The sequence below is a fragment of the Flagellimonas rhodophyticola genome (genome assembly GCF_049332665.1).
Taxonomy (GTDB): Bacteria; Bacteroidota; Bacteroidia; order Flavobacteriales; family Flavobacteriaceae; genus Flagellimonas.
Genome location: NZ_CP186326.1, coordinates 2,714,295 through 2,739,486 on the forward strand (window position 1 = coordinate 2,714,295; position 25,192 = coordinate 2,739,486).

At 38.8% G+C, this 25,192-nt stretch carries 19 protein-coding genes; 13 read left to right on the forward strand and 6 right to left on the reverse strand.

The genetic code is table 11. From position 1 onward, the window contains the following. Nucleotides 1–56: 56 nt before the first annotated feature. Nucleotides 57–707, reverse strand: a complete 651-nt coding sequence (locus tag ACOKFG_RS12190) for a rhomboid family intramembrane serine protease (protein ID WP_299485502.1) — start codon at nucleotides 705–707, stop codon at nucleotides 57–59. A gap of 53 nt (nucleotides 708–760) precedes the next feature. Here ACOKFG_RS12190 and ACOKFG_RS12195 point away from each other — a divergent pair, with 53 nt between their 5' ends. From ACOKFG_RS12195 to ACOKFG_RS12210, 4 genes are all read left to right on the forward strand, one after another. Next, a complete protein-coding gene (locus tag ACOKFG_RS12195) occupies nucleotides 761–1,657 on the forward strand; it encodes a lysophospholipid acyltransferase family protein (RefSeq protein ID WP_299485504.1) in 897 nt (298 codons plus the stop codon). Nucleotides 1,658–1,664: 7 nt separating this feature from the next. Further along, a complete protein-coding gene (locus ACOKFG_RS12200; RefSeq protein WP_299485506.1) occupies nucleotides 1,665–2,534 on the forward strand; it encodes an alpha/beta fold hydrolase in 870 nt (289 codons plus the stop codon). A 74-nt stretch (nucleotides 2,535–2,608) separates the two neighbouring features. Continuing rightward, nucleotides 2,609–3,601, forward strand: coding sequence for a sterol desaturase family protein (locus ACOKFG_RS12205; RefSeq protein ID WP_299485508.1), 993 nt, complete (start codon nucleotides 2,609–2,611; stop codon nucleotides 3,599–3,601). Between the two features lie 68 nt (nucleotides 3,602–3,669). Further along, a complete protein-coding gene (locus ACOKFG_RS12210) occupies nucleotides 3,670–4,203 on the forward strand; it encodes a nuclear transport factor 2 family protein (protein ID WP_299485510.1) in 534 nt (177 codons plus the stop codon). Nucleotide 4,204: 1 nt separating this feature from the next. Here ACOKFG_RS12210 and glmM read toward each other — a convergent pair whose 3' ends face one another. Then, nucleotides 4,205–5,596, reverse strand: coding sequence for a phosphoglucosamine mutase (gene glmM / locus ACOKFG_RS12215; protein WP_299485512.1), 1,392 nt, complete (start codon nucleotides 5,594–5,596; stop codon nucleotides 4,205–4,207). Nucleotides 5,597–5,687: 91 nt separating this feature from the next. Here glmM and ACOKFG_RS12220 point away from each other — a divergent pair, with 91 nt between their 5' ends. Genes ACOKFG_RS12220 through ACOKFG_RS12230 form a run of 3 tightly spaced genes read left to right on the forward strand, consistent with a single transcriptional unit; the run spans nucleotide 5,688 to nucleotide 8,875 of the window. Continuing rightward, nucleotides 5,688–6,281, forward strand: coding sequence for an acyl carrier protein phosphodiesterase (locus ACOKFG_RS12220; RefSeq protein ID WP_298789915.1), 594 nt, complete (start codon nucleotides 5,688–5,690; stop codon nucleotides 6,279–6,281). Beyond that, nucleotides 6,269–7,951 (forward strand): gamma-glutamyltransferase, encoded by a 1,683-nt coding sequence (gene ggt / locus ACOKFG_RS12225; protein ID WP_299485514.1) that lies wholly within the window; start codon nucleotides 6,269–6,271, stop codon nucleotides 7,949–7,951. The genes ACOKFG_RS12220 and ggt overlap by 13 nt, the downstream gene beginning before the upstream one ends. 9 nt (nucleotides 7,952–7,960) lie before the next feature. Beyond that, entirely contained in the window at nucleotides 7,961–8,875 is a 915-nt protein-coding gene (locus ACOKFG_RS12230; protein WP_299485516.1) for a hypothetical protein, read from the forward strand. A 29-nt stretch (nucleotides 8,876–8,904) separates the two neighbouring features. On the opposite strand, the gene ACOKFG_RS12235 is transcribed toward ACOKFG_RS12230, so the two are convergent. Then, nucleotides 8,905–9,798, reverse strand: a complete 894-nt coding sequence (locus ACOKFG_RS12235; protein ID WP_422861365.1) for a LysR family transcriptional regulator — start codon at nucleotides 9,796–9,798, stop codon at nucleotides 8,905–8,907. Between the two features lie 78 nt (nucleotides 9,799–9,876). Between ACOKFG_RS12235 and ACOKFG_RS12240 the strand changes: the two genes are divergently transcribed. Next, nucleotides 9,877–10,797, forward strand: coding sequence for a DUF1338 domain-containing protein (locus ACOKFG_RS12240; RefSeq protein WP_422861366.1), 921 nt, complete (start codon nucleotides 9,877–9,879; stop codon nucleotides 10,795–10,797). Here the strand turns inward: ACOKFG_RS12240 and ACOKFG_RS12245 are convergent. Then, nucleotides 10,784–11,548, reverse strand: coding sequence for a LexA family transcriptional regulator (locus tag ACOKFG_RS12245; protein WP_298789926.1), 765 nt, complete (start codon nucleotides 11,546–11,548; stop codon nucleotides 10,784–10,786). The genes ACOKFG_RS12240 and ACOKFG_RS12245 overlap by 14 nt on opposite strands. Nucleotides 11,549–11,734: 186 nt before the next feature. On the opposite strand from ACOKFG_RS12245, the gene ACOKFG_RS12250 reads away from it, so the two are divergent. Further along, the gene (locus ACOKFG_RS12250; protein ID WP_422861367.1) at nucleotides 11,735–12,511 is read left to right on the forward strand and encodes a TIGR03915 family putative DNA repair protein; all 777 of its coding nucleotides are present in this window, start codon (nucleotides 11,735–11,737) and stop codon (nucleotides 12,509–12,511) included. 4 nt (nucleotides 12,512–12,515) lie between these two features. On the opposite strand, the gene ACOKFG_RS12255 is transcribed toward ACOKFG_RS12250, so the two are convergent. Then, nucleotides 12,516–13,040, reverse strand: a complete 525-nt coding sequence (locus ACOKFG_RS12255; protein WP_422861368.1) for a hypothetical protein — start codon at nucleotides 13,038–13,040, stop codon at nucleotides 12,516–12,518. Nucleotides 13,041–13,218: 178 nt separating this feature from the next. Here ACOKFG_RS12255 and uvrA point away from each other — a divergent pair, with 178 nt between their 5' ends. From uvrA to ACOKFG_RS12275, 4 genes are all read left to right on the forward strand, one after another. Further along, entirely contained in the window at nucleotides 13,219–16,080 is a 2,862-nt protein-coding gene (gene uvrA, locus ACOKFG_RS12260; RefSeq protein WP_422861369.1) for an excinuclease ABC subunit UvrA, read from the forward strand. Between the two features lie 14 nt (nucleotides 16,081–16,094). Next, entirely contained in the window at nucleotides 16,095–16,781 is a 687-nt protein-coding gene (locus ACOKFG_RS12265) for a TIGR00730 family Rossman fold protein (RefSeq protein ID WP_299173478.1), read from the forward strand. A gap of 14 nt (nucleotides 16,782–16,795) precedes the next feature. Next, nucleotides 16,796–19,630 carry a metalloprotease gene (locus ACOKFG_RS12270; RefSeq protein ID WP_422861370.1) on the forward strand — a complete coding sequence of 945 codons (2,835 nt, stop codon included), beginning with the start codon at nucleotides 16,796–16,798 and terminating at the stop codon, nucleotides 19,628–19,630. A 158-nt stretch (nucleotides 19,631–19,788) separates the two neighbouring features. After that, nucleotides 19,789–22,200, forward strand: a complete 2,412-nt coding sequence (locus ACOKFG_RS12275) for an alpha-ketoacid dehydrogenase subunit alpha/beta (protein ID WP_422861371.1) — start codon at nucleotides 19,789–19,791, stop codon at nucleotides 22,198–22,200. A 30-nt stretch (nucleotides 22,201–22,230) separates the two neighbouring features. On the opposite strand, the gene ACOKFG_RS12280 is transcribed toward ACOKFG_RS12275, so the two are convergent. Beyond that, entirely contained in the window at nucleotides 22,231–25,011 is a 2,781-nt protein-coding gene (locus tag ACOKFG_RS12280; protein WP_299173484.1) for a M16 family metallopeptidase, read from the reverse strand. Between the last annotated feature and the right edge of the window lie 181 nt (nucleotides 25,012–25,192).

A 25,192-nucleotide genomic window follows, 5' to 3' on the forward strand; every position in this document is an offset into this window, starting at 1 on the left:
AAAAGAATTTTACAAATAGGGAAGGTCAAGGTGTAAACTTTGGCCTTTTTTAATGCTTATATTTTTCCCATCTTTTCAAGAGCAAAAAGTATGATTATCGGAACTGCCAATAGGATAACAATCCAAGTATCGGTAACCAAAAGCTCCGGTTTAAATAGTAGCGTTATGGCATAGCCACCTATTGCCCCGCCAAAATGAGCAGAATGTCCTATGTTTCCCAACCTACTCTTCATCCCATAAATGGAATACAGTAAATAAGCAATTCCCAATACATAAGCTGGCAATGGGATGGGAATAAACATAATACCCAATTGCATATTGGGGTTTAACAAAATAGCAGCATAAAGAATTCCAGTAACTGCCCCACTGGCACCAACCGCACTATAAAAAGGTTCATTCTTATGAAAGAAAATGGCTAACAAACTACCGCCCAGAAGACTTATAAAATAAATAATGACAAACCTGGAGGCACCAAAACCACTGATTACCACATCAGCAAAGAAATATAGGGTGAACATATTAAAAAACAAATGCGAAAAATCAACATGTAAAAACCCGGAAGTGATCGTTCTTTCCCTTTGCCCCGCATTAATACCACCAATACTGAACTTGTATCGCTCAAAAAAACCGGTGTCGTTAAAGCCTCGTAATGAGACCAATATATTTGCGGCAATAATAGCAATGGTCGCAATGTGCAAATTGTACATAAGCCTTTAAATTTGGGGTTAAATATAGCTATATTTGCCCACAAGAATTGCCTATGCAGCTAGCTGTTTTTATACTTGCCTACCCCCTTCTCTGGTTAATTTCCAGACTTCCGTTCAGCGTACTTTATTTCATTTCAGATGGAGTGTTCATTCTGTTATACCGTATTATAGGCTATCGAAAAAAAGTAGTCCGAGGCAATCTCGCATTGGTTTTTCCAGAAAAGTCGGATAAAGAACGTCTTAAAATTGAAAAGGAGTTTTACAGACACCTTTGTGATATGTTCCTGGAGATGATAAAGACCCTGGGGATAAGTGACAAGCAAATGAGGAAAAGGTATGTCTTTACCAATGTTGAAGAAATTCTAAAGCTTGAAAATGAAGGTAAAAATGTAATGATCATGATGCCGCATTACGCCAGTTGGGAATGGGTTTTCAATTTAAACTCGTTCATTAGTGCTACAGCGTATGCCATTTATCAACCCATCAACAATAAATATTTCGATAAAATGGTGAGGGACATACGCAGCAAGTATGGAACAACTTTGATAAAAACTTTTGAGAGCAGAAAAATCATTAAAGATGCAAAGAAAGCCAACGAATTGGTGACCGTTGGAATCATCAGTGATCAGTCACCCATGCTTAATAGGGCACGGCATTGGACAAAGTTCATGGATGTTTTGGTTCCCGTGCATGTCGGAGGAGAGGAAATTTGTAAGGAGCACGACATTATTCCGATTTATTTAAAAGTTGAAAAATTAAAACGGGGACACTATCAAGGCACTTTTAAGGTTCTTGCAGAAAATCCAAAAGACGTAGAAGGGTATGGAATTTCAGAAGCTTTCCTCTCAGAAACCGAAAAATCCATTCGCGAAGCACCTGAATATTACTTTTGGACCCACAAACGTTGGAAACATAAAGACAAAGCGCCGGCAGCGTTCCAAAAGCCCTAATTCATAGATGTCCTTTAGACTTCGATTTAAAAAAAGGTATGTTCTTCTCGCTTTAGTGCTTGGTTATCTGCTTTTCGCCAATTCTTGCATGACTATGCGTACTTCGAGTAGAGAAACTGTAAAATTCTTCAAGGAGAAACAAGTCGACTACATCGACCAAAATTTAACTGTTCAAGATAGAAACATACATTACATTCAGACTGGAAACCAAGACGCTCCTACCCTAGTTTTTATTCATGGCTCTCCAGGAAGTTGGGATGCTTATAAAAACTACCTGACCGATCCTTTGTTAAATCAAAAATTCAGAATTATTGCTCCAGATCGGCCTGGCTTTGGGAAAAGTGATTTTAGAAATAGCATTTCACTCAGGTCACAAGCCCTAATACTAAATCAGTTACTCAAACATTTGGACAACGGTAAGCCTTTTACCTTAATAGGACATTCATATGGTGGACCACTTATTGTACAAATGGCATTGGAGCAACCTGAGCTCTGTAAAAATCTTGTCATACTGGCAGGAGCGTTGGACCCCGAGGCTGAAAAACCAGAAAAATGGCGCAAACCTTTAACATGGATTCCTTTAAAGTACCTGGTTCCCGGAGCCCTAAAACCTTCCAATGATGAATTATGGATGCTGAAGCAGGATTTAAAGCAACTAAAATCGGAATTACATAAACTTAGACCGCGCACATTGATAATTCATGGTAAGGAGGATAAGTTGGTTCCTTTTCAAAATGTTCCATTTATGGAAGCGCAATTTTCTGGAGTTGACAGCTTAAAAGTAATTTCTATTGAAGGTGAAAATCACTTTATTCCCTGGAACCAAGAAAAACTGGTAAAACAATCTTTATTAGATTGGATTGCTCCTAACAAATAGATTACTAATAAGTTCTGTTTTGTTATTCGTCTAAATTTTATTCTTGCCTGAATATTTTTCCATATTATTCATCTATGGAAATTTTATCAACCTTGCTGGAAGAGATTGTTGGTTTTTTTGGGATTACCCAAGCTTTGGAAATACTTAAAAGCGGTGATTATACCGTATTTAAGACTTATGAAGGGGTGGCCTCACTCGTATATCCTATTATTCCGCTTCTATTGTTATTGGAGTTTGTCGCAGGTTTAATCTACAAGAAGCCACAGATAAAAGTATATAAAGTCAATTTCTTAATTTACATTTTCAACAGATTTGTTGGTCGCTTCATTGCAATCGCAATGGTCGCTTTTTGCATTGGATTTTTTGGTCCTTATGCTCTTTTCAGTTCAAGTCCAACTTGGTATTGGTTTATATATGCCTATGTAGTTTGGGAGCTTGCCCATTTTGTATACCATTATCTTGGCCATAAGGTTAGGATATTTTGGTGTCTTCACTCAACGCACCATGCCCCAGAAGACATGAACCTATCTGTTACCCATGCCCACTTTTTTTTAGAGGCACCCTACGCTGATATTATTCGCACAACTATCTGCATCCTACTGGGAGTACCTCCAGAAGTGCTGTTTGCAGTAATGTTTATTGATGGCACATATGGGGCATTTATCCATGTTGGTGAAAACTTGATTAAGGATGCCCGTTTTGGTTTCTTAAATAAAATCATGCTTACCCCCTCCCATCATAGAGTTCACCACGCACGGAATCCGCTTTATATGGATACCAATTTTTGCAATTTGTTGAATATTTGGGATAGGGTTTTCGGGACATATCAAGAAGAACAAAAAAGTATTAAAATTGAATATGGGATAACTAGACAAATGGATTCTGGCAATTTTATCGATGTATATTTTGGTGAAATTATTGCGCTTGCAAAAGACGTTGCCAAGGCGCCAGGCATCTTAAATAAACTGCGTTACTTGATAATGCCTCCGGGATGGAGTCATACCGGAGAGCATAAAACGGCTAGGTTGGTCAGGAGCGATTATCTAAAAAACCTTCCAAATACTTAAATTTTTCCAAAAATTTTAAGTGAGATTGTTTTTGTTTCATAAATTGATGGTAACTCAAAAATCAAAAAATGAAACAATTACTAACCATCTTACTTCTCTGTTGCGCCTTTAGTTCATTTGGTCAGCAAAAGAATATCGTATCCAATGAAACCATTGAAGCTATTCGGGACGACGTCTGGATTCCATTTATGGAAGCTTATGCTGAATTTGATTCCGATAAATTGAAGTCTATTCATTCCAAGGATATTGTTAGGATTACAATAGACCAAAACCAAATTGAAACTGGAGAAAATTATCTAGAGAACTTCGGAGGTTTTTTGCAACATATGAAACAAGGTGGGAATGAGGTTGCAATTGCCTTTGCCATTCAATCCACCGCCATTGACGAAGGTGGTGCACTCGCCTATCAAACCGGATATTATCGGTACAGTTCAAAAAGAAATGGTGAAGAAAAGCTAATACCACGCGGATATGGCTATTTCAACGTAGCACTTAAAAAGGAAAATGAAATATGGAAGCTATGGCTCGACTCAGATAAACAAACCGATATATCTGATGAGGATTTCCAAGCACAAGAAATCTTATACGAACTTATGAAATAGGTTAATCCAACCCTGCTACTTCTTTTATCTCTCCAATAATTCTATCGGCCAAACCATCCGCTTCCTTTTGTGAAAGGGCCTCGGTGTATATTCTGATAATCGGTTCGGTATTGGATTTACGTAAATGTACCCAGTTCTCGGCAAAATCAATCTTAACTCCATCAACAGTGGACACCTGTTCATTCTTATATTTTTGATGCATGGCATCGAGAAGGCTATCGACATCCAAATCTGGTGTAAGCTGAATCTTCTTTTTACTCATAAAATAGCTTGGATAACTAGCTCTTAATTCAGCAACGGTTCCTCCCTTTTCTGACATCAACATTAAAAACAGAGCAGTTCCTACCAAAGCATCCCTTCCATAATGACTTTCTGGGTAAATGATTCCTCCATTCCCTTCTCCCCCAATAACAGCATTGTTAGCCTTCATTTTAGTAACCACATTCACTTCACCAACTGCTGCAGCCTCATAGATGCCACCATGCTTTTTGGTAACATCACTAAGGGCTCTGGTTGAAGACAAGTTTGAAACGGTATTTCCTTTAGTTTTATTCAATACATAATCCGCGCATGCCACCAAAGTATATTCTTCACCAAACATTTCCCCATCATTGCTGATAAAGGCCAAGCGATCTACATCAGGGTCAACCACAATTCCAAAATCAGCTTTTTCCTTGACCACTAATTCGCAGATATCAGCTAAATGTTCCTTTAGCGGTTCTGGGTTATGAGGGAAATGACCTGTAGGGTCACAGTACAACTTGACAACTTCTACACCTAGTTCTTCCAGAAGTTTTGGAATAGCGATTCCTCCTGTGGAATTCACGCCATCTACCACAACTTTAAAGCCACCTTTTTTGATGACCTCCTTATCAACTAAATTTAGATTGAGTACTTCTTTGATATGAATGTCGATGTACGAATCGTTTTTTGTAATGTTCCCTAAATCATCTACTTCGGCAAAATCAAAATCTTCTTTTTCTGCCAATTCCAAAATAATCGCTCCTTGCTTGGCATCTAAAAATTCACCTTTTTCATTAAGTAATTTCAAGGCATTCCATTGTTTCGGATTATGACTGGCTGTAAGTATTATGCCTCCATCCGCCTTTTCTAGGGGAACTGCAATTTCAACTGTTGGTGTTGTAGAAAGCCCTAGATCAACCACATCAATTCCCAATCCAACTAAGGTAGAAACTACTAGATTCTGAATCATCTCACCAGATAATCTCGCATCCCTACCGATAACAACATTCAATTTATCTTTTCCAGTATAATCTTTTAACCAAGTTCCATATGCAGCAGCAAATTTTACAGCATCAATTGGAGTAAGATTATCATTGGTGGCTCCGCCGATGGTACCACGTATTCCGGAAATTGATTTAATCAGTGTCATAGTTGTTGAAAAGTTTTTGCAAATATAACTGCCTGTCCGCTATTACATGTTTCGAATTTGTAAATTTCAAAAAGAAAACAAAGATCTATTCGTGAACTTCCTAGCCCACATTTATTTATCCTTTGATGATCAGGAAATTACATTGGGCAATTTTTTTGCAGATCATATTCGCGGGAACAAATTCAAACATTTTCCCGAAAAAATCCAGAAGGGTATTATACTTCACAGGGAAATTGACACTTTCACCGACTCACATCCAATTGCAAAGCAAAGCAGCAAGCGTCTCCACAAAAATTACAGTCATTATAGCAGGGTAATTGTAGATATCTTTTATGATCACTTTCTGGCCAAAAATTGGTCTGTTTACTCTCAAATCCCGCTTAAGGAATATGTTGAAAACTTCTATGATTTGCTAGAGGACAATTATGATATACTTCCACTTGGCACGCAACGCATGATGCCCTATATGATTGCTGATAATTGGCTCTATAGCTATGCTAACCTAGACGGAATATCCAAAGTGCTCAATGGAATGAACCGAAGGACAAAAAACAAATCCAAAATGAATTTTGCCATTCTGGATTTAGAACAAAACTATACTGCATTTGAAGAGGAGTTCACCAATTTTTTTGAAGAATTGATTACCTTTTCCCAGCTAAAATTCAAATCCCTATGCGAAGACTGATTCTTATCCTTCCTATTGTCCTATTTCTACATTGTAAAAAACAACCCGCAACACCAACAGGCCTGGTCACCGAAAAAGCAATGGTGGTCTCTGCCCGCGCGGAAGCTTCGAAAATTGGTTCTGAAATCATGGAAAAAGGCGGCAATGCGTTTGATGCCATGATTGCTACAGAGCTTGCGCTTGCTGTGGCTTACCCCTATGCTGGCAATATTGGAGGCGGAGGTTTTATGGTTTACCGGAAAAGTAATGGAGATATTGGGGCTATAGACTATCGTGAGAAAGCGCCATTATCCGCCCACAAGGATATGTATCTGGATTCTTTAGGGAACGTTATTCCCAATATGAGCACTGTTGGAGCAACCGCAGTGGGAGTTCCCGGAACTGTGGCAGGCGTGGTTGAGGTACATGAAAAATTTGGCTCCCTCCCTTTTTCGGAAATCCTTGCACCCGTAATTGCCTTGGCAAAGAAAGGTGTGGTTGTTACCGAAAAACAGGCAAAGAGACTAGAGCATCATCGTGAACAGATTATGACCGTAAGCGGTGACAGCACCAAGTTGGCTGCCAATTATAAGCCAGGAGACACAATTAAATATCCTGAGTTGGCCAGAACCTTGGAGAAAATCCAAAAACATGGCAGAGATGGTTTTTATAAAGGTGAAATCGCACAAAAATTAACCGCTTTTATTCAAGAGAAAGGGGGGTACATAACAGAAGAGGATCTTGAAAAATATGAAGCCAAATGGAGGCAACCCGTCGTCTTTGATTACAAAGACCTTAAGTTAATTTCGATGTCCCCTCCAAGTAGTGGTGGAGTGACCATGAACCAGATTTTCAAAATGATGGAATCCCATGACATTTCCGACTACGGACACAATTCCACAAAATCGGTACAATTATTCACGGAAGCCGCTCGCAGGGCTTACGCGGATAGAAACTACTTTTTGGGTGATCCAGATTTCGTTAGCATTCCATTGGATGTCCTTTTAAGTGATGACTATTTGGAGGAAAGAATGCAGGGTTTCTCATTTGAAAAACCGACCCCTTCTTCAGAAGTTTCCCATGGGGTTGTTGAAATCATTGAGAGCGACGAAACCACGCATTATTCTATTGTAGATAACCAAGGTAATGCCATTTCAGCAACGACAACCTTAAACGGAGCTTATGGATCCAAACTATATTCCGATGAGCTAGGTTTTTTCTTTAATAATGAAATGGACGACTTTAGTGCTAAACCAGGAATTCCAAATATGTTTGGCTTAATCGGTGCTGAGGCCAATAGCATTGCTCCAGAAAAACGTATGTTGAGCAGTATGACGCCAACCATTGTAGAGAAAGACGGAAAGTTATTTATGGTGGTCGGCACCCCCGGAGGCTCAACAATTATTACCGCCGTAGCCCAGACAATTCTAAATGTTTATGAATTCAATTTGAGTATGCAAGAAGCGGTAAATGCTCCAAGATTTCATCATCAATGGCTTCCCGATTTAATTATATTCGAAGAAGAAGGGTTTTCCAACGAGCTTAAATCCGAACTTAAGGGTATCGGGTATAAAATCCATGAAGGTCGAAACCGAATTATAGGTAAAGTCGATGCAATTAGGGTTCTCCCAGATGGAAAACTGGAAGGTGGTGCCGACAAACGTGGTGATGACACAGCAGTCGGCTTTTAAATTGGTGCTATGTTCGATATTGTCATCTTGACGGATTCACGATTTGTAAATCCCAAAAACTCAAACCAACTTATTGAGAATGTTCTTCAGGAAGATCAGCTAGTTTTAGGGTCTCTTCAAAAATTAGGACTGCAAGTCATCATAAAAGCATGGGATGATTCTGATTTTGATTGGAGCTCAACGAAATATGCCCTTTTCAGGTCCACCTGGGACTGCTTTGATCGTTTCACAGAATTTTCTTCTTGGTTTGAACAGACAAAGAATATAACCAACTTTATAAACTCCTATACGTTGGTTTCGTGGAATATTGACAAACATTACCTAAAAAAGCTACAACAGAATGGAATAAATATTCCCAAAACATTGTTTGTAGAACCAGGTGCACAAATCAATTTAAAACAGGTAATTGATAAAGCTCGACAAGATTTAAGTTTTACTACAGAAAACTTGGTGCTTAAACCATGCATCGCAGGAGGGGCTAGACATACCTACAAATTCCACATGAATGACTGGGCAAGTCATAATGATATGTTCGAGGAATTGATTTTGAACGAAACCATGATGTTGCAAGAGTTTCAAAAGAACATTGTGGAACATGGGGAAATTTCCGTTGTTATGTTCAATGGAGAATACTCACACGCCATTTTAAAACTAGCAAAGCCCGGCGATTTCCGAGTACAAGATGATTATGGAGGAACAGTGCATGATTATCAACCTTCAAAACAGGAAATTGATTTTGCAAAACAAGTACTCCACGCCAGTCCAGAGATGCCTATCTATGCCCGTGTAGATATTTTTAAAGATAATGAGGGTAGTCTGGCTTTGGCTGAACTTGAAATTTTTGAACCTGAATTATGGTTTCGACGTTACCCTGAAGCCGCAGATTTTTTCGCAAAAAGTATCAAGGAAAAACTGTTTGATTAGTATTTGACCTCTTCAAAATTCACCCACTTCTATTCTCCAAGTAACCTTAAAAACACCTCCAGTGCATGATTGGTGCTTGCTTCATTCCATACTGCAAATAGTTCTGTTTTAAAAGGCTCGTCATTAAGTTCTATAAAATCGACTTTATATTTGGTGGATAAGGTGAGTGATTTGGGAACAATCGAAATTCCAAGTCCACTCTCCACCAACTTAAAAATTGCAGGTCCATGTATAGATTGATGTGTAATCTTCGGCGTAAAACCATGACTCGCACAAAGACTTATAATTTGATGATAATACGATTGACTTTGTTGATTTGGAAAAAGAATGAATGATTCATTGGACAGCTGTTTTAAGCTTTTAAAATTCTTCATTCCTACGGAATGATCTTTTGGTAAAACAACGCAAAGATTCTCAGTTGCAACGGATTTAAAGCTCATGGTATCCGGAACTTCATTAGATCGCATTAAGCCAACGTCGAGTTGATTCCGCTCCAACAATTCCATTAATACCTGATTACTCCCTTCTTGTAAAACAAATTGGATTTTGGGGTAAGCTAAATTCAATTCTTTGATTTTTTCTGGTAAGAATTCTTGGATTGCCGAACCAACAAAGCCGATTTTAATCATCCCTGTATGCCCCTCAATAGAGGCATTCCATCTTTCCATAGAGGTTTGCATTTGTCCGACGATGATTTCAGCTTCGGTTTTAAAAAGTGCGCCAGCTCGATTCAATTCAACTTTCCGATTATGTCTTTTAAAAAGAGGGCATTTCAGAATAGTCTCCAATCGCTGTATCTGCTGACTCAGGGCAGATTGTGAAATCAAGAGTCGTTCCGCCGCTTGTCCATAATGAAGGGTATCGGCAAGAGTCAAGAAATAGTGCAAGTGTCGAATTTCTAATTGATTACTATAACTAATCATTTAATACCAAATAATAATTAAATACGATTAAATATACAACTAGTTTTGTAGTCAATTCCTATAATTAAAACATAGATTATGAACTTCGATGACAATACTCCATTAGACATTATCTTGAAATCTATTTTTGACCCCTATAAAAAGAGTGTGATTGATGTGGAAAAAATAAGTCAAGCAATGATTGCCAAAGGGCTGATCGGTAAGCAAGAAGACATCATCAATGACCACATAGCTTTCAGGACCTTAGGGGTTCCCAATTTGGGAATAGCTTCGCTGGAAAAAATATTTCTTACCCATGGCTACCAACGAATGGATTCCTATTATTTTGAAGAAAAGAAATTGGACGCGTATTGGTATGCCCCTCCGAAGCCAGAGTACCCAAGGATTTTTATCAGTGAATTGAGAGTGAATGAGTTATCATCTAATGCCCAATCAATCATTAAAAAATACACCAAGCTCATTGCCACAGACCCTGTGGACGCCCTAAACCTGGAAAATCCGAAGGAAGTTGGGCAGTTTTTTTACAAACCGTTATGGGAAGTGCCTTCACTTGATGAGTTTCTAGAATTAGCAAAAGAGACAGAGTACGCAGCCTGGGTCATTTATAATAGATACTATCTTAATCATTACACTATCAGCGTGCACGCACTACCTGAACCCTACAATTCTTTGGTAGCATTCAATTCCTTTTTGGAAGAGATAGGTATTGTCTTGAACACCGCTGGAGGGAAAATTAAAATCAGTAATGATGGTTTGCTAAAACAAAGTAGTTCGGTAGCTAAAATGGTAAATGCAACTTTTGAAAATGGCGAACAGATGAAAATAGCGGGCAGTTACGTGGAATTTGCCGAGCGATTACCACTTCCTGAGTTCAAAAACATGGAGAAGACCCTTTTGAAAAGAGAGCACCTACGCGAGGGGTTTGAATCAGCAAATGCCGACAAAATTTTTGAAAGCACTTATAACGAGCAGGTCAAAAAAACGGTTAATTGCTCTTAACCTGTCCTACTTGCTTTTTTAATTCTTCCATGGACTGTTGAAGCTGACGCAGTAAACCGGTTTCCGTGGTTGCATCAACATTAAAGGTAAGCTTACTACTGACTTCCCAAATTTCCTGTATCTGAAAGGGTTTGATTTCGTAAGGAGGATACGTTTCATTTAAAGAAACTAAGGTGATATTATTCGAATTGGGTCGTTTCTCAATCTTTTTGACCATGACCGAATCCTGAAGAACCACTACATACATTTTATTGGAACTTACATGATCTATGTGCTCGATGGCCCTTGCCAAAACCCATTCATCTGGTCTAAGATTTGGCAGCATACTATCGCCCTCAACCTGAAATCCTCGATATGTAGCATTTCTAAACTCCGGAATTGGCAAATCAAAAGCTGGAAGTTGCTGGTACCAACTGGTATCTTGAATGTTTTGTGGGTATCCCGCAGCGGCCTTGGCATTTACCAGTACCATATTGTCTTGTTCAGCGCTATCAACGGTGACCACTTTTGGAATAACACTGGTTTTTGAAGTCTCCAAATGCTTCTGATCACTTTCCCCAAACAACCACAACGGATTAATTTTAAATTGCCTTAATAGCTCTGCCACTACTCTACCAGATAATTTGGTGCGGCCACGTTCAATATCAGCAGTGGTATTAGAAATCCCCAATAACTTGGCAAAATCAGCTTGGGTATATCCAAGTTCTCTCCGAATCTCAGTAAATCGTTTTAACGTTAGTTCATTTTCCATGGCCCTAATTTATTATCCCCTTCGAACTGATAATTTGGATTATTTCCTATTCCGTTTCTACAAGCTCAGGGTACTCTTATCAATTCAAATATAGGTATTTTGGATTATTTCCAAAAAATAATTTGGATTATTTCCATTTTTAGGAATAATTCCATAATTTTGGATTAATTACAAAACGGGCGAATCATGAAACATTCAACAACACTGATTTACGATGGTACATTTAACGGCTTTCTTACCGCTGTCTTTGTGGCTTTTGAAGAAAAAATAAATGTATCCGATATTCAAAAGAACGGACAGAACCAAAATGGTCTTTTTTCGGATACCAAAACTATTTTCACTAATGTGGAGAAAGCAAAACGGGTTTGGAACACCATTCGAAACAAAAGTCACAATGCTATTACTAATATCTATTTTTCATTTTTGAGTGAATCCGAAGGTATTGAGTTGATATTATACACCTATATTCAGAGGCTGATGGATTCTAAAGCGAGTACCCATTTGAATTATTCCGATGGTATTGTACAACGAGTGAATCAACTTGCAAGTGCCGTGGGACGTGAAAAACAACGTACTGAAAAATTAGTTGATTTTCAAATCACGAAAGATGATGTTCGTTTTGCAATGGTAGAACCTGATGCTAACATCTTACCCTTAATATCCAAGCATTTTAGAAGCATTTACTCAAATCAAAGCTGGTTGATTTATGATCTGAAACGTGGATACGGTATTTATTACAATCAAAATCAGGTTGAACTGATATCCTTAAATCTCCAGGAAGTACATTTAACCAAAACATTCAAGAGTGATGCCTTTTTGAATGATGAGTACGATTACCCGACACTATTGAACGATTATATAAAGAACACCAAGATTAAAGCGTTGATTAATAGAAAACTGTTCTCTGAATCGGTTTCAAAAGGAAAAAGAAGATCCCTTACAATGACAAAAGAAGCCGTATAGTCAATTATTTGGACCGTTCTCCTATAAACTGATCGCTTTTGTTTTTAAATAGTACATTAAACGAGGTTAGACTTCCATAAATTCGGGTTATGTACTGCTGAAGGTCTATTTTTTCTTGATCATCTAAGTTTTTGCTACTGTTTATTTTTTGTTCCATTACTCTGATTCGGTCACGAACCATGACTATTTTATGAAAAAAAGTATCAATGGGCATTTCCTTTGGTGACAATTGGTCTGTTGGCTCAAGGATTAGTTTCCCACCTTTCCACTTATCTGCCAAAGCAACTTTTTCATGTGTATCGCTCCATTTTTCCAATATCTTGACCAAAGAGCTCTCCACATCAAAAAAACTAACCGTATCCACATCATCTTCAACTCCTTCAATGATATCAAATTCCGAATCCAAGTCAATGGTCTCAAGTCCATTTTCCAAAAAAGTGACCCAATAGTGCCTGGATGACACATTCGTCACAACTCCTTTTCCGTATTCAGGATGATCAATTCGGGAACCTATTCCAAGTAATTTCATTTTATGCTTTTATGAATTTTAAACGGACACTATTATGGGTAATATCCAATGTTAAATCTTATTTTGGATTAATTCCAAGAGGTTATAAAAATAAGTCAACAATTCACAAAAACGAAACCCAAACCAACTTCATTTTTAACGCTCAAATCGCTATTTTTGAAGTTTTGCTATATTTTTTATGATTGACTACGAAGAACATATTGAGGTTAAGGGCGCAAGGGTCCATAACCTTAAAAATATTGATGTTACCATTCCTAGGGAAAAGCTCGTAGTAATCACAGGCCTCTCCGGAAGTGGAAAGTCTTCTCTCGCTTTTGATACCATATATGCTGAAGGACAGCGCAGGTATATTGAAACCTTTTCCGCCTATGCAAGACAGTTTTTAGGAGGTCTGGAAAGGCCTGATGTGGATAAAATTGATGGCCTTTCTCCAGTAATTGCCATTGAACAAAAAACTACATCAAAATCTCCAAGGTCTACGGTAGGAACAATTACCGAAGTTTATGATTTTTTACGTTTGTTGTTTGCCAGGGCTGGTGATGCCTATAGTTACAATACCGGAGAAAAAATGGTAAGCTATAGCGATGAACAAATCAAGGACCTTATCATTGATTCGTATCGTGACAAAAAGATTAATGTTCTAGCCCCGGTGATTAGATCAAGAAAAGGTCATTATCGTGAATTGTTCGAGCAAATTGCCAAACAAGGTTTTGTTAAGGTACGCGTGGATGGTGTTATTATGGACATCACTAAAGGCATGAAGGTTGACCGTTACAAGACACACGACATAGAAATCGTCATCGATAGACTCAAGGTCAGTGAAAGTGAAGATTTCCATAAAAGACTCAATGAAACCATAAACACTGCTATGTACAGTGGTGATAATGTGCTCATGGTCTTAGAAGAAGGTGAAAGAGTACCCAGATATTTTAGTAGGGACTTAATGTGTCCTTCTTCCGGTATTTCTTATCCTACTCCAGAGCCAAATACATTTTCCTTTAATTCGCCAAAGGGAATGTGCCCAGTTTGCAACGGTTTGGGTCATGTGCATGAGGTGAATGAACAGAAGATTTTCCCAAACAAAAAACTATCAATTAACGGAGGTGGAATCGCACCTCTCGGAGAATACAAGAAGTCTTGGGCATTCAAACAGCTAGAAACTATTGCCCAACGCTATAAGTTTAATCTTTCCGACCCTATTTCCAAGATTCCCAAAGAAGCCATGGATGTAATTCTAAATGGAGGGAAGGACAGCTTTGAGGTCGATTCAAAAACTTTGGGTGTAAAGAGACAGTACAAGATTGATTACGAGGGTATTTCCAATTTTATCAAAACCCAGTTCGAAGAAGCCAATGCCACCTCTATTAAAAGATGGGCCAAGGATTTTATGGATAGGGTCTCCTGCCCTAACTGTGAAGGCGCTCGTCTACGAAAGGAATCACTCTATTTCAAAATTGGAAATAAGAACATAGCAGAGCTGGCCAAGCTTGATATTGCTGAACTGGCGGATTTCTTTGAACAACTGGAAAGTACAATTGAAGGAAATCAAAAGAAAATTGCCGAGGAAATCATTAAAGAAATCAAAACCAGAATTCGATTTTTGTTGGACGTAGGTTTAGATTATCTTTCATTGAACCGCAGTTCCAAATCCCTTTCGGGGGGCGAAGCCCAACGAATTCGATTAGCGACACAAATAGGATCTCAGCTTGTAGGCGTGCTTTATATTCTTGATGAACCGAGCATAGGATTGCACCAGCGCGATAATGAACGTTTGATCAATTCTTTAGAATCGCTTCGCGATATAGGCAACTCGGTTATTGTGGTTGAGCACGACAGGGACATGATCGAACATGCTGACCATGTTATTGATATAGGCCCGAAAGCAGGTAGACATGGCGGTGAGATTATTTCAGAAGGTAAACCCAAGGACCTGAAGCACCATAATACACTTACCGCACTGTACATTACAGGAGCACTGGTAATACCCGTTCCACAAAATCGAAGAAAAGGAACCGGAAAAAAAATTGTCCTTTCTGGTTGCACAGGAAACAATTTAAAAAATGTGACCGCTGAATTTCCTTTGGGTAAATTAATTGGGGTCACCGGGGTTTCTGGGAGTGGTAAATCCACATTGATTAACGAAACGCTTTACCCTATTATGAATGCCCATTATTTTAATGGGGTTAAAAAACCAATGCCCTATAAAAAAATTACGGGTTTGGAACATGCCGATAAGGTAATTGACATTAACCAATCTCCTATTGGCCGTACACCAAGATCTAATCCAGCAACCTATACGGGCGTGTTCAGCGAAATACGGGCACTGTTTTCCAAGACAACCGAAGCGACGATCAGAGGTTATAAACCAGGTCGGTTTAGTTTCAATGTCGCGGGTGGCAGGTGTGAAACATGTCAAGGAGGTGGACTCAAGGTCATTGAAATGAATTTCTTGCCGGATGTATATGTTGAATGCGAAACTTGCAATGGTAAACGTTTTAATAGGGAGACCTTAGAAATTCGATACAAAGGAAAATCCATTGCCGATGTACTTGAAATGACCATCAATGAAGCTGTTGAATTTTTTGAAAACATTCCTAAAATACACCGAAAGTTAAAGACCATTAAAGATGTAGGACTAGGGTACATTTCTTTGGGACAACAGTCCACCACTCTTTCAGGAGGTGAAGCTCAAAGGGTTAAATTGGCGACTGAACTTTCAAAAAGAGATACCGGAAATACTTTTTATATATTGGATGAGCCTACAACAGGACTTCATTTTGAAGATATTAGGGTATTGATGGAAGTTTTAAACCAATTGGTGGACAAAGGAAATACCATTTTGGTCATTGAACATAATATGGACGTCATAAAAATGATGGACCATATCATTGATATCGGTTACGAAGGTGGCCGAGGAGGCGGAATGATAGTTGCCAAAGGCACCCCTGAAGAGGTAGCAAAAGACAATAAAAGTTATACAGCCAAGTTCTTGAAGAAGGAGTTGGACAATGCGAAAAGAAAAATAGCCCCTGCGGTCTGATTAAAAATAGAATTATGCGAAAAGAACAACACCACAAAGGTTGGAATGAAATAAAGACGAACGATTCATGGGCAATATTCAAAATCATGGGGGAATTTGTCAATGGTTTTGAAAAAATGAGTCAGATAGGACCTTGTGTTTCCATATTTGGTTCGGCACGTACCAAACCCGGAGAACCTTTTTATGAGCTTTCTGTAAAAGTAGCCAAAAGCGTTGCTGAAGCAGGCTATGGAATCATAACCGGAGGTGGTCCAGGAATCATGGAAGCCGGTAACAAAGGTGCAAACTTGGCGGGGGGAACCTCTGTGGGACTGAATATCGACCTTCCTTTTGAACAACATGACAATCCATACATCGATGCTGATAAAAGTCTTGATTTTGACTACTTTTTTGTTCGAAAGGTGATGTTTGTCAAATACTCACAAGGGTTTGTGGTCATGCCAGGAGGCTTTGGAACGCTCGACGAACTCTTCGAGGCCATCACGCTGATCCAAACGAATAAAATACATACATTCCCCATCATTTTAGTTGGCACAGAATTCTGGAGCGGACTTTTCGAATGGATAAAGAATACCATGTTAACAGCTGGAAATATAAGTCCAGATGACCTGGATTTAATTAAAATTGTTGATACTGCAGACGAGGTGGTCCAAATCATTGACGCATTCTACAAAGGACGAAATCTTAGTCCTAACTTTTAATACAACGACTCTTGTTGAGTAAGAAACCTTCATTACAAATAACTATTGCGCTTCATTTTTTGTTGTGCCTTTCTGCATTGGCTCAACACACGAATGAAATCAATGCCACTTTGAAGGGTATCGGTAAGGAAATCCAAATCAAGCAAAAGTTTACCTATGTAAACGATTCGAAAGATGGGCTTTCCGTATTGTATTTTAATGATTGGAATCACGCATATGCCAACAAGAACACCGCCCTCGCAAAACGCTTTGCGGAAGAGTTTAAGCGAAGTTTGCATTTAGCCAAAGACAAAGAAAGGGGGTATACCAAAATGATGAGCATTGTGGATGCCAACTACACTGGATTGGAATGGGGTCACTATAAGAACAAGGATGTTCTCCGAGTTGAGTTAAATGAGATTTTGCAACCAGGTGAATCAGTACAGCTTTTTTTCACGTATAACGTAAAATTACCGCACTCAAAGTTTACTTCTTACGGTCATAGCCCAAATGGAGATTATTATCTAAGGGATTGGTATTTGACCCCTGCTGTTTACACCGACGAATGGAAGCTCTATGACAATATGGATCTAGATGATTTATATACTGATGTCACCAATACCTCTATAGACTTCATTTACCCTAAAGGATTGCATTTGGCCACCAATTTTGATTCTAATGGCAACTCTGAATTCCCGGGGGGACAATTCACAAGACTTGTTGGGGAGAACAGGAAGAGCTGTGAGGTTATTTTATATCCTAGAGAAGAATTTACCAAGCATGTTACCCGAACCATGACAGTGGTCACCGACTTAGATTCCAATAAGTACAATAATATCTCCCAGGGGATTTCAATCAATCGGATTTCAGATTTTTTATTCGAGAACCTTGGTCGTATGCCCCATAAAAGTTTATTGGTCAGTAATCTTGCCTATAATAAATCACCTCTCTATGGTATAAATCAACTACCCTCCTTTATAAGGCCTTATGAGGCGCAGTTTCAATTTGAAATGAAATTTTTAAAGACTGCTTTGCACAGTTTTTTGAAAGAAACTATGTTTCTAGATCCTCGACAAGAACGATGGGTCAGTGATGCAATTGCGAATTATCTAATGATAAAATATGTTGAGGAATACTATCCAGACCAAAAACTGGCCGGTAAGCTTTCTCGACTTTGGGGGTTTCGAAGTTTCCACTTGGCGAAAATGGACTTTAATGAACAGTATGCCTTGCTGAGCATGCTTTCAGCCCGTAAAAACATTGATCAGGCACTTACAACTCCCAACGATTCTTTGATTAAGTTCAACCAAAAAATAGCCAACGGTTACAAAGCAGGATTGGGAATGTCATATTTGGCGGAGTATCTTGGAGAAAAGAAAATCGACAGCAGTATTCTTTCCTTTTATAAAACCCACAACTTAAACTCGAATGTGAAAGCAGAGGACTTTAGGGTTGAGATAGAACGATTTTCAGATAAAAACCTAGATTGGTTTTTTGATGAGTACGTGTCCACACGAAAAAAAATAGATTACAAAATAAAGAAGGTGGAAAAAACCGAGGATTCCATCACCTTCGTTATAAAAAATAAAAGAGGTACAAAAGTTCCGATTTCGCTTTTCGGACTTCAAAAAGATTCGGTCGTATCTCATTATTGGTTTACGGATATTGACACTTCAAGCGTCTTTACCATCCCCAGAAAAGGTGAAGACCGTTTAGTACTTAACTATGATCAAAAGATTCCGGAGTTTAACCAACGTGATAACTGGAAGACGTTAAATGGATTCTTTTCCAGCAATAAAAAACTAAAGTTTCAATTTTTCAAGGATACCGAAGACCCCAACTATAATCAAGTTTTCTACGTACCTATAGCAAACTTCAATGTCTATGATGGCATAACTCCAGGGCTTAGAATCTATAATAAGACTTTTTTAGAAAGACCTTTTCAATACGATTTTGGTCCTACCTACTCCTTCCTAGAAAAGACTTTGGTAGGAAAGGCAAGTCTACGGTATAGAAAATACCATGGCAAAAGTGGTCTTTATGTTTCCAATTATTCCTTTTCGGGTTCTACCTCCCACTTTCAGGTTAATTCAAGGTTTACAACACTTACTCCGGCAATTAGTTTTGGATGGAGACCAGATAATTTAATGTCCAATCGACGGCAATCCCTGCTTTTTAGGTATAGAAGTGTTTTTAGGAACATAGATGATGCAATAGCAGATGAAATCGATACAGACCCAGATTATGCCGTTTTTAACGTCCGGTTCCGAGATTTTGACAACAACATATTAAACTATTCTTCTTGGTTTCTCGATGCACAACATTCAAGTGAGTTTAGCAAGCTTGCTTTTGAATTTGAATACCGTAAACTATTTCAGAGCAATAGACAGTTAAATCTCAGATTCTATGCTGGTAAGTTTCTGAGAAACAAGACGAATTCCGATTTTTTCAGTTTTGCCTTAGATCGTCCAACTGATTATTTATTTGACTTGAATTATCTCGGTCGTTCAGAAAATTCAGGAATCTACAGTCAACAAATTATCATTGCAGAAGGAGGTTTTAAATCAACACTTGAAAACCCTTTTGCAAACGATTGGATAACTACCATGAACGCTAGCACCAACATTTGGCGATGGATTGAAGCTTATGGCGATATAGGATATATTCGCAATCGTGGTGAAAATGCTCGTTTTGTGTATGACTCTGGTATCCGTTTGAATCTTGTTACCGATTATTTTGAACTTTACTTTCCTGTATATTCCAACCGAGGATGGGAAATTGCGGATAACGATTACGGAGAACGTATCAGATTTATTGTGACCATAAGCCCCAGAACACTTATTGGCCTATTCACTAGAAAGTGGTTTTAATTGCCATATTCCCAAAAAACATGCCTTAAAAAACACAAAATTTGAAAATTTTGTTTTCAAACGTTGATTTTGTTGTCATATTATCACATTATTAACATGGCTAGGTATTGCCAATACCGATGTATTTTAGTAATTTTGCAAAAAATCCTGCATAGCCTATGAAACCTGATTCCAAGACAAGCAATGATATTTCCTTTGATGATTTTCAGTCTCAAATTCTGAGGGATTATAAAGTTGCCGTCACCAGCAGGGAGTGTAGTTTGCTTGGAAGACGGGAGGTACTTTCCGGTAAAGCAAAATTTGGGATTTTTGGAGATGGAAAAGAGCTGCCTCAATTGGCTATGGCGCGCGCTTTTCAAGATGGGGACTTCAGAAGTGGTTATTACAGAGACCAAACTTTTATGATGTCCTTGGACAACCTAAGTCCAAAAGAGTTTTTCCACGGTTTGTACGCCACCACAGATCTGGATAAAGAACCTATGAGTGCAGGCCGTCAAATGGGAGGCCATTTTGTAACCCATAGTTTAAATGAAGATGGCTCATGGAAAGATTTGACCAAACAAAAAAATAGCAGTGCGGACATATCGTGTACCGCAGGACAAATGCCTCGTCTTCTTGGATTGGCACAAGCATCAAAACTATATCGCAACCTTAAGGAAATAGATCAGACAAATTTTTCCAACAATGGAAATGAAGTTGCTTGGGGAACAATAGGCAACGCAAGTACCAGTGAGGGCCACTTTTTTGAGACTCTCAATGCCGCTGGCGTAATGCAAGTACCTCTAGTAATGTGTGTTTGGGACGATGATTACGGTATTTCCGTTCCTTCTGAGTTCCACACAACCAAAGGAGATATTTCTGAGGTACTAAAAGGGCTACAGCGAGATGAGGATAATGACGGATATGAGATTTTAAAGGTTAAGGGGTGGGATTACACCGCTTTAATCCATGCTTTCGAAAATGCGTCGGATATTGCCCGGGAAGAACACGTTCCTGTACTCATTCATGTGACCGAACTCACGCAACCTCAGGGTCATTCAACCTCTGGATCCCATGAACGATATAAGTCACAAGAACGTTTGGAGTGGGAACGTGAAAATGACTGCAATAAAAGATTCAGAGAATGGGTCATAGAAAATAATATTGCCACTGAAGAAGAGCTTAAAAGTCTTGAAAGAGAAATAAAACAGCAAGTAAGGGCTGCAAAAAAGGAAGCTTGGTCAGAATTTCTTAAACCTCATCTTGATGAGAAGAAACAATTGGTAAAGCTTTTGGAAGCTGCCGCTAGCAAAAGTCCGAATCGGACTTTTATCTCAAAAGTTAAGAACGACCTTATTGCCATTGAAGAGCCGTTGAAGAAAGACTTGGCCTCCAAATCCAGAAAAGCACTTCGCTATCTTTTAGGGGAGTCAACGGAAGAGAAACGGGCACTTCAAGTTTGGATAAATCAATTTTTAAGTACATCACAACCCAAGTTCAGTTCACATCTTTATAGCGAATTGCAGAATAACGCCATAAATGTTGCCCCTTCGACACCAGTATTTTCTGAAGAAACTGAAATGGTCGATGGACGAATCATTTTAAGAGACAATTTTGATGCGCTATTTGAAAAATATCCAGAGTCCTTGGTGTTCGGCGAGGATACAGGTAACATTGGAGATGTAAACCAAGGCCTAGAAGGACTTCAGAAAAAATATGGAGCGCTACGCGTTGCAGATACGGGAATTCGAGAAACAACAATCGTTGGACAAGGTATCGGACTTGCCTTAAGAGGATTAAGACCTATTGCGGAAATTCAATATCTTGACTATATCCTTTATGGATTACAGACATTAAGTGATGATTTAGCGACATTGATGTACCGCACCGTGGGCAAACAAAAAGCTCCTTTGATTATTCGGACTCGCGGTCATCGATTGGAGGGTATTTGGCACTCAGGTTCACCTATGGGAGGACTCATCCATCTGTTACGAGGCATGTACATTCTTGTTCCACGTAATATGACCCAAGCAGCAGGTTTTTACAATACTTTGATGAAAAGTGATGAACCTGCCCTAGTGATTGAAAGTCTTAACGGTTATCGTTTAAAAGAAAAGAAACCTTCAAATCTTGGCGAGTTCTGCACCCCGATTGGTGAAGTTGAAGTCATGAAAGAAGGCTCCGATATTACACTACTATCTTATGGTTCAACCCTGCGTATTGTAGAAAAAGTAGCTGCTGAATTATCCGAAGTGGGAATTGATGCCGAAGTAATAGATGCACAATCACTTCTTCCTTTTGATCTTGGCCACAATGTGGCAAAAAGTTTAAAAAAGACAAATAGACTACTTATTATAGACGAAGATGTCCCCGGTGGTTGTTCTGCATATTTGATGCAAGAAATCCTTGAGAAACAAAATGGTTACCAATATCTTGATAGTGCACCACAAACACTCACAGCTAAAGAACATAGGCCAGCTTATGCTTCTGATGGGGACTACTTTTCCAAACCCAACGCGGAAGATATTTTTGAAAAAGTTTATGAAATCATGAACGAAACGAATCCGGAGGAATTTCCAACACTCAGATAAAAGTAAGCCCGCTTAAAGCGGGCTTTTATTTTAGTTTTTAAGTTCAATTTCCTGCTCTTTCATCGCAGGTACCAAAGGATTTCCATCTGCATCTATTTCAATTATGTTGTCAAATCCCAATTCATCCAATTTCGACGCAATTTTTGCCCTATCTCCTACCATAAACCAGTTTACGGCTTCTGGTTTTACAACTTTTTTACTGACCTCACGAACAGCATCAAGGGAAAGGCTTCGAACATTTTGGTCATAGGTTTCATAATAATCATCTGGTAAATTATATCTCAACAAATTACGAATGGATGTATTTACAGCACTATTGGTTTCCCATTGTCCTGGCAAGCTCAATACCTGATTCGTTTTTACCTTGTCCAACTCTTCTTGTGTTGCCGGTCTTGTAGAAATGAATTCTGAAATTTCTTTGCGGATTTCACCCACTGATTCTGATGTCTTATCGGTTTGAACAGGGGCATATACGATAAATGGACGTTCTTCTTTGGAGCCTAAAACAAACCCTCCGGCTCCATAAGACCAGTGCTTATCTTCACGAAGATTCATATTAATTCTTGACGTGAAATCACCTCCAAGAATGCTCACCATCTGTTCCAATGCTATTTCAGAAACCCCACCATATTTCTCCGTCAAGTGGCCCGCAATAATAACGGATTGCTGGGATTCTGGCCTGTTCATTAAATACAAAGTGTTTTTAGAGTTTGTTTTTGGGGCACTAAATGTAATAGCAGGTACATTTCCTTTCTTCCATTTGCCCAAACTCTTTTGAAGCTTTGATTTTAACTCATCCATTTCAATATCGCCAGTGACAATAATGGTTGCATTGTTAGGTTTGACCCAGGTGTCATAAAACTTGACGGCATCTTCCCTAGTCAGTTTTTGAACGGTATTCTCATAACCTGTGCCAGTATATGGATTGCTATACGGATGATTTTCACCATACATATATTTATTCATTACCCTTAATGCCATGGAAACTGGTTGTGCCTTTTCATTTTTGATGTTATTGATTTGCTCATTTTGTAAACGGTCAAATTCTGCCTGCGGAAAAATCGGATTCAACACAACATCGGAAAACAACTCAAGACTAGCATCAAAACTTTGCTTTAAAGTTGTCATAAACACATTGGACTGATCTTGATTTGAAAACGTACTTAGACTTACTCCTAAAAGTTCCGACTTTTCACTGATTTCCAAGGAATTCAGATTCTTAGTGCCCTCATCCATAAGATTCATGGCAAGTTGTGCGGTTCCCGGACTACTCAAATGATCGGTCTTATACCCCGCATTGACCACAAGGTTAACCACCACAGTTGGGACTCCTGTGCGCTTAGCTAGCACAACGTTTAGTCCATTGGAAAGTTGTGCTTTTTCCAAAGCTGGAAACTTAGAACTCTTTTGTTCCCCCAATTCTGGAAGTTTGGAACGGTCAACCGTACTTTTTTGCACTGTATATTCAGGAAATGGTTTGCATACCAAAATGTGTTTTCCTTTGGATAGCCATTTATTCGCGGTGCTTTTCAGGTCTTCAATTGTAGCATCCTCAATAAATTTCAAACGCGTTTTATAATACGAAGCGTCTCCAAAATAGGTCTGGTTGGAGGCAAGAATATCCGAAACTCCACCAAATCCACCAATACGTTCAAGTCCTTTTATGAAATTGGCAAAATAGGCTGCTTTTACCCTTTTCAATTCAGCTTCCGTAGGACCTTCTCTCAAAAAATTCTGAATTTCGGCTTCCAGTTGGCTTTTAAGTTTATCCGAATCCTGACCCGGCTTAACATTCAACCAAGTAATAAATCTACTAGCTATTTCACTTGATGCTTGAAAAGAAACGGCAGCACTAGCAGTCTGATCTTCGTAAACAAATTTCTTGTACAACCTTGAATTTTTCCCGCTAGTAAGAATTGAAGAGATCAAATCAAAATGTAAATCTTCCCTATCGCCAAACTGTGGGGTGTTCCAAGCAAACAGTACTCTGGTCTCAGGCACTCTATCTTCATAAACCTGATAAGTATCGAAATTTCGTTCAGGTATATTCACTTCCTGTCTTTCAATGGTCGGCCCTGCGGGAATATCTCCAAAATATTTTAAAACCTTTTGATGTACTTCTTCCGGATTGACATCACCGGCAACAGCTACGACAGCATTTGCTGCACCATAATATGACTTGAACCATTCTTGAACATCTTCCATTGAAGCTGCATTTAAATCCTCCATTTCCCCGATAACTGTCCAGGAATAAGGATGCCCTTTGGGGTACATGGCCTTGGTCAAATAGTTCCATTGTTTCCCATATGGTTGATTTTCTCCTTGTCTTTTTTCATTTTGAACCACACCTCGCTGTTCATCCAATCTTTCTTGATCTACAGCTCCTAGTAAATGTCCCATACGGTCAGATTCTAAAAACAGTACTTGGTCAAGGGCTGATACCGGTACATTTTGAAAATAATTGGTCCTGTCCGTATTTGTAGTCCCATTTAAATCGGTACCACCTATACTTTCCAGTGCCTGGAAGTAATCCTTGTTATAGTTCTCACTACCGTTGAACATGAGATGCTCAAAGAGATGGGCAAAACCACTCTTTCCTGGTTTCTCATTTTTAGATCCCACATGATACCACACATTCACGGCGGCAATCGGGGCTTTATGGTCTTCATGAACAAGCAAAGTGAGTCCGTTTGGCAAATTAAATTGCTCATATGGAATTTCTATTTCGCTGGCGTTGAACTGAAAGTTTTGTCCGTATTGCGATTGCATACACAATACGACCACGGCAATAAGAATAAAGTATCTTTTCATGACTGTGATTTATTGTTTTTTGATTGAAATAATTAAGTGTGAAACAAGGTAATGATAAGTTTTAGTTTTCCCAAGTATTTCCATTAGGGCGAACATACTATATTAAGATTACAGAGTGCAGCTAAATTGCCAAATCCGCTGAACAAAATTGTGGAATTAATGAAGATGGCAACCGTCAATT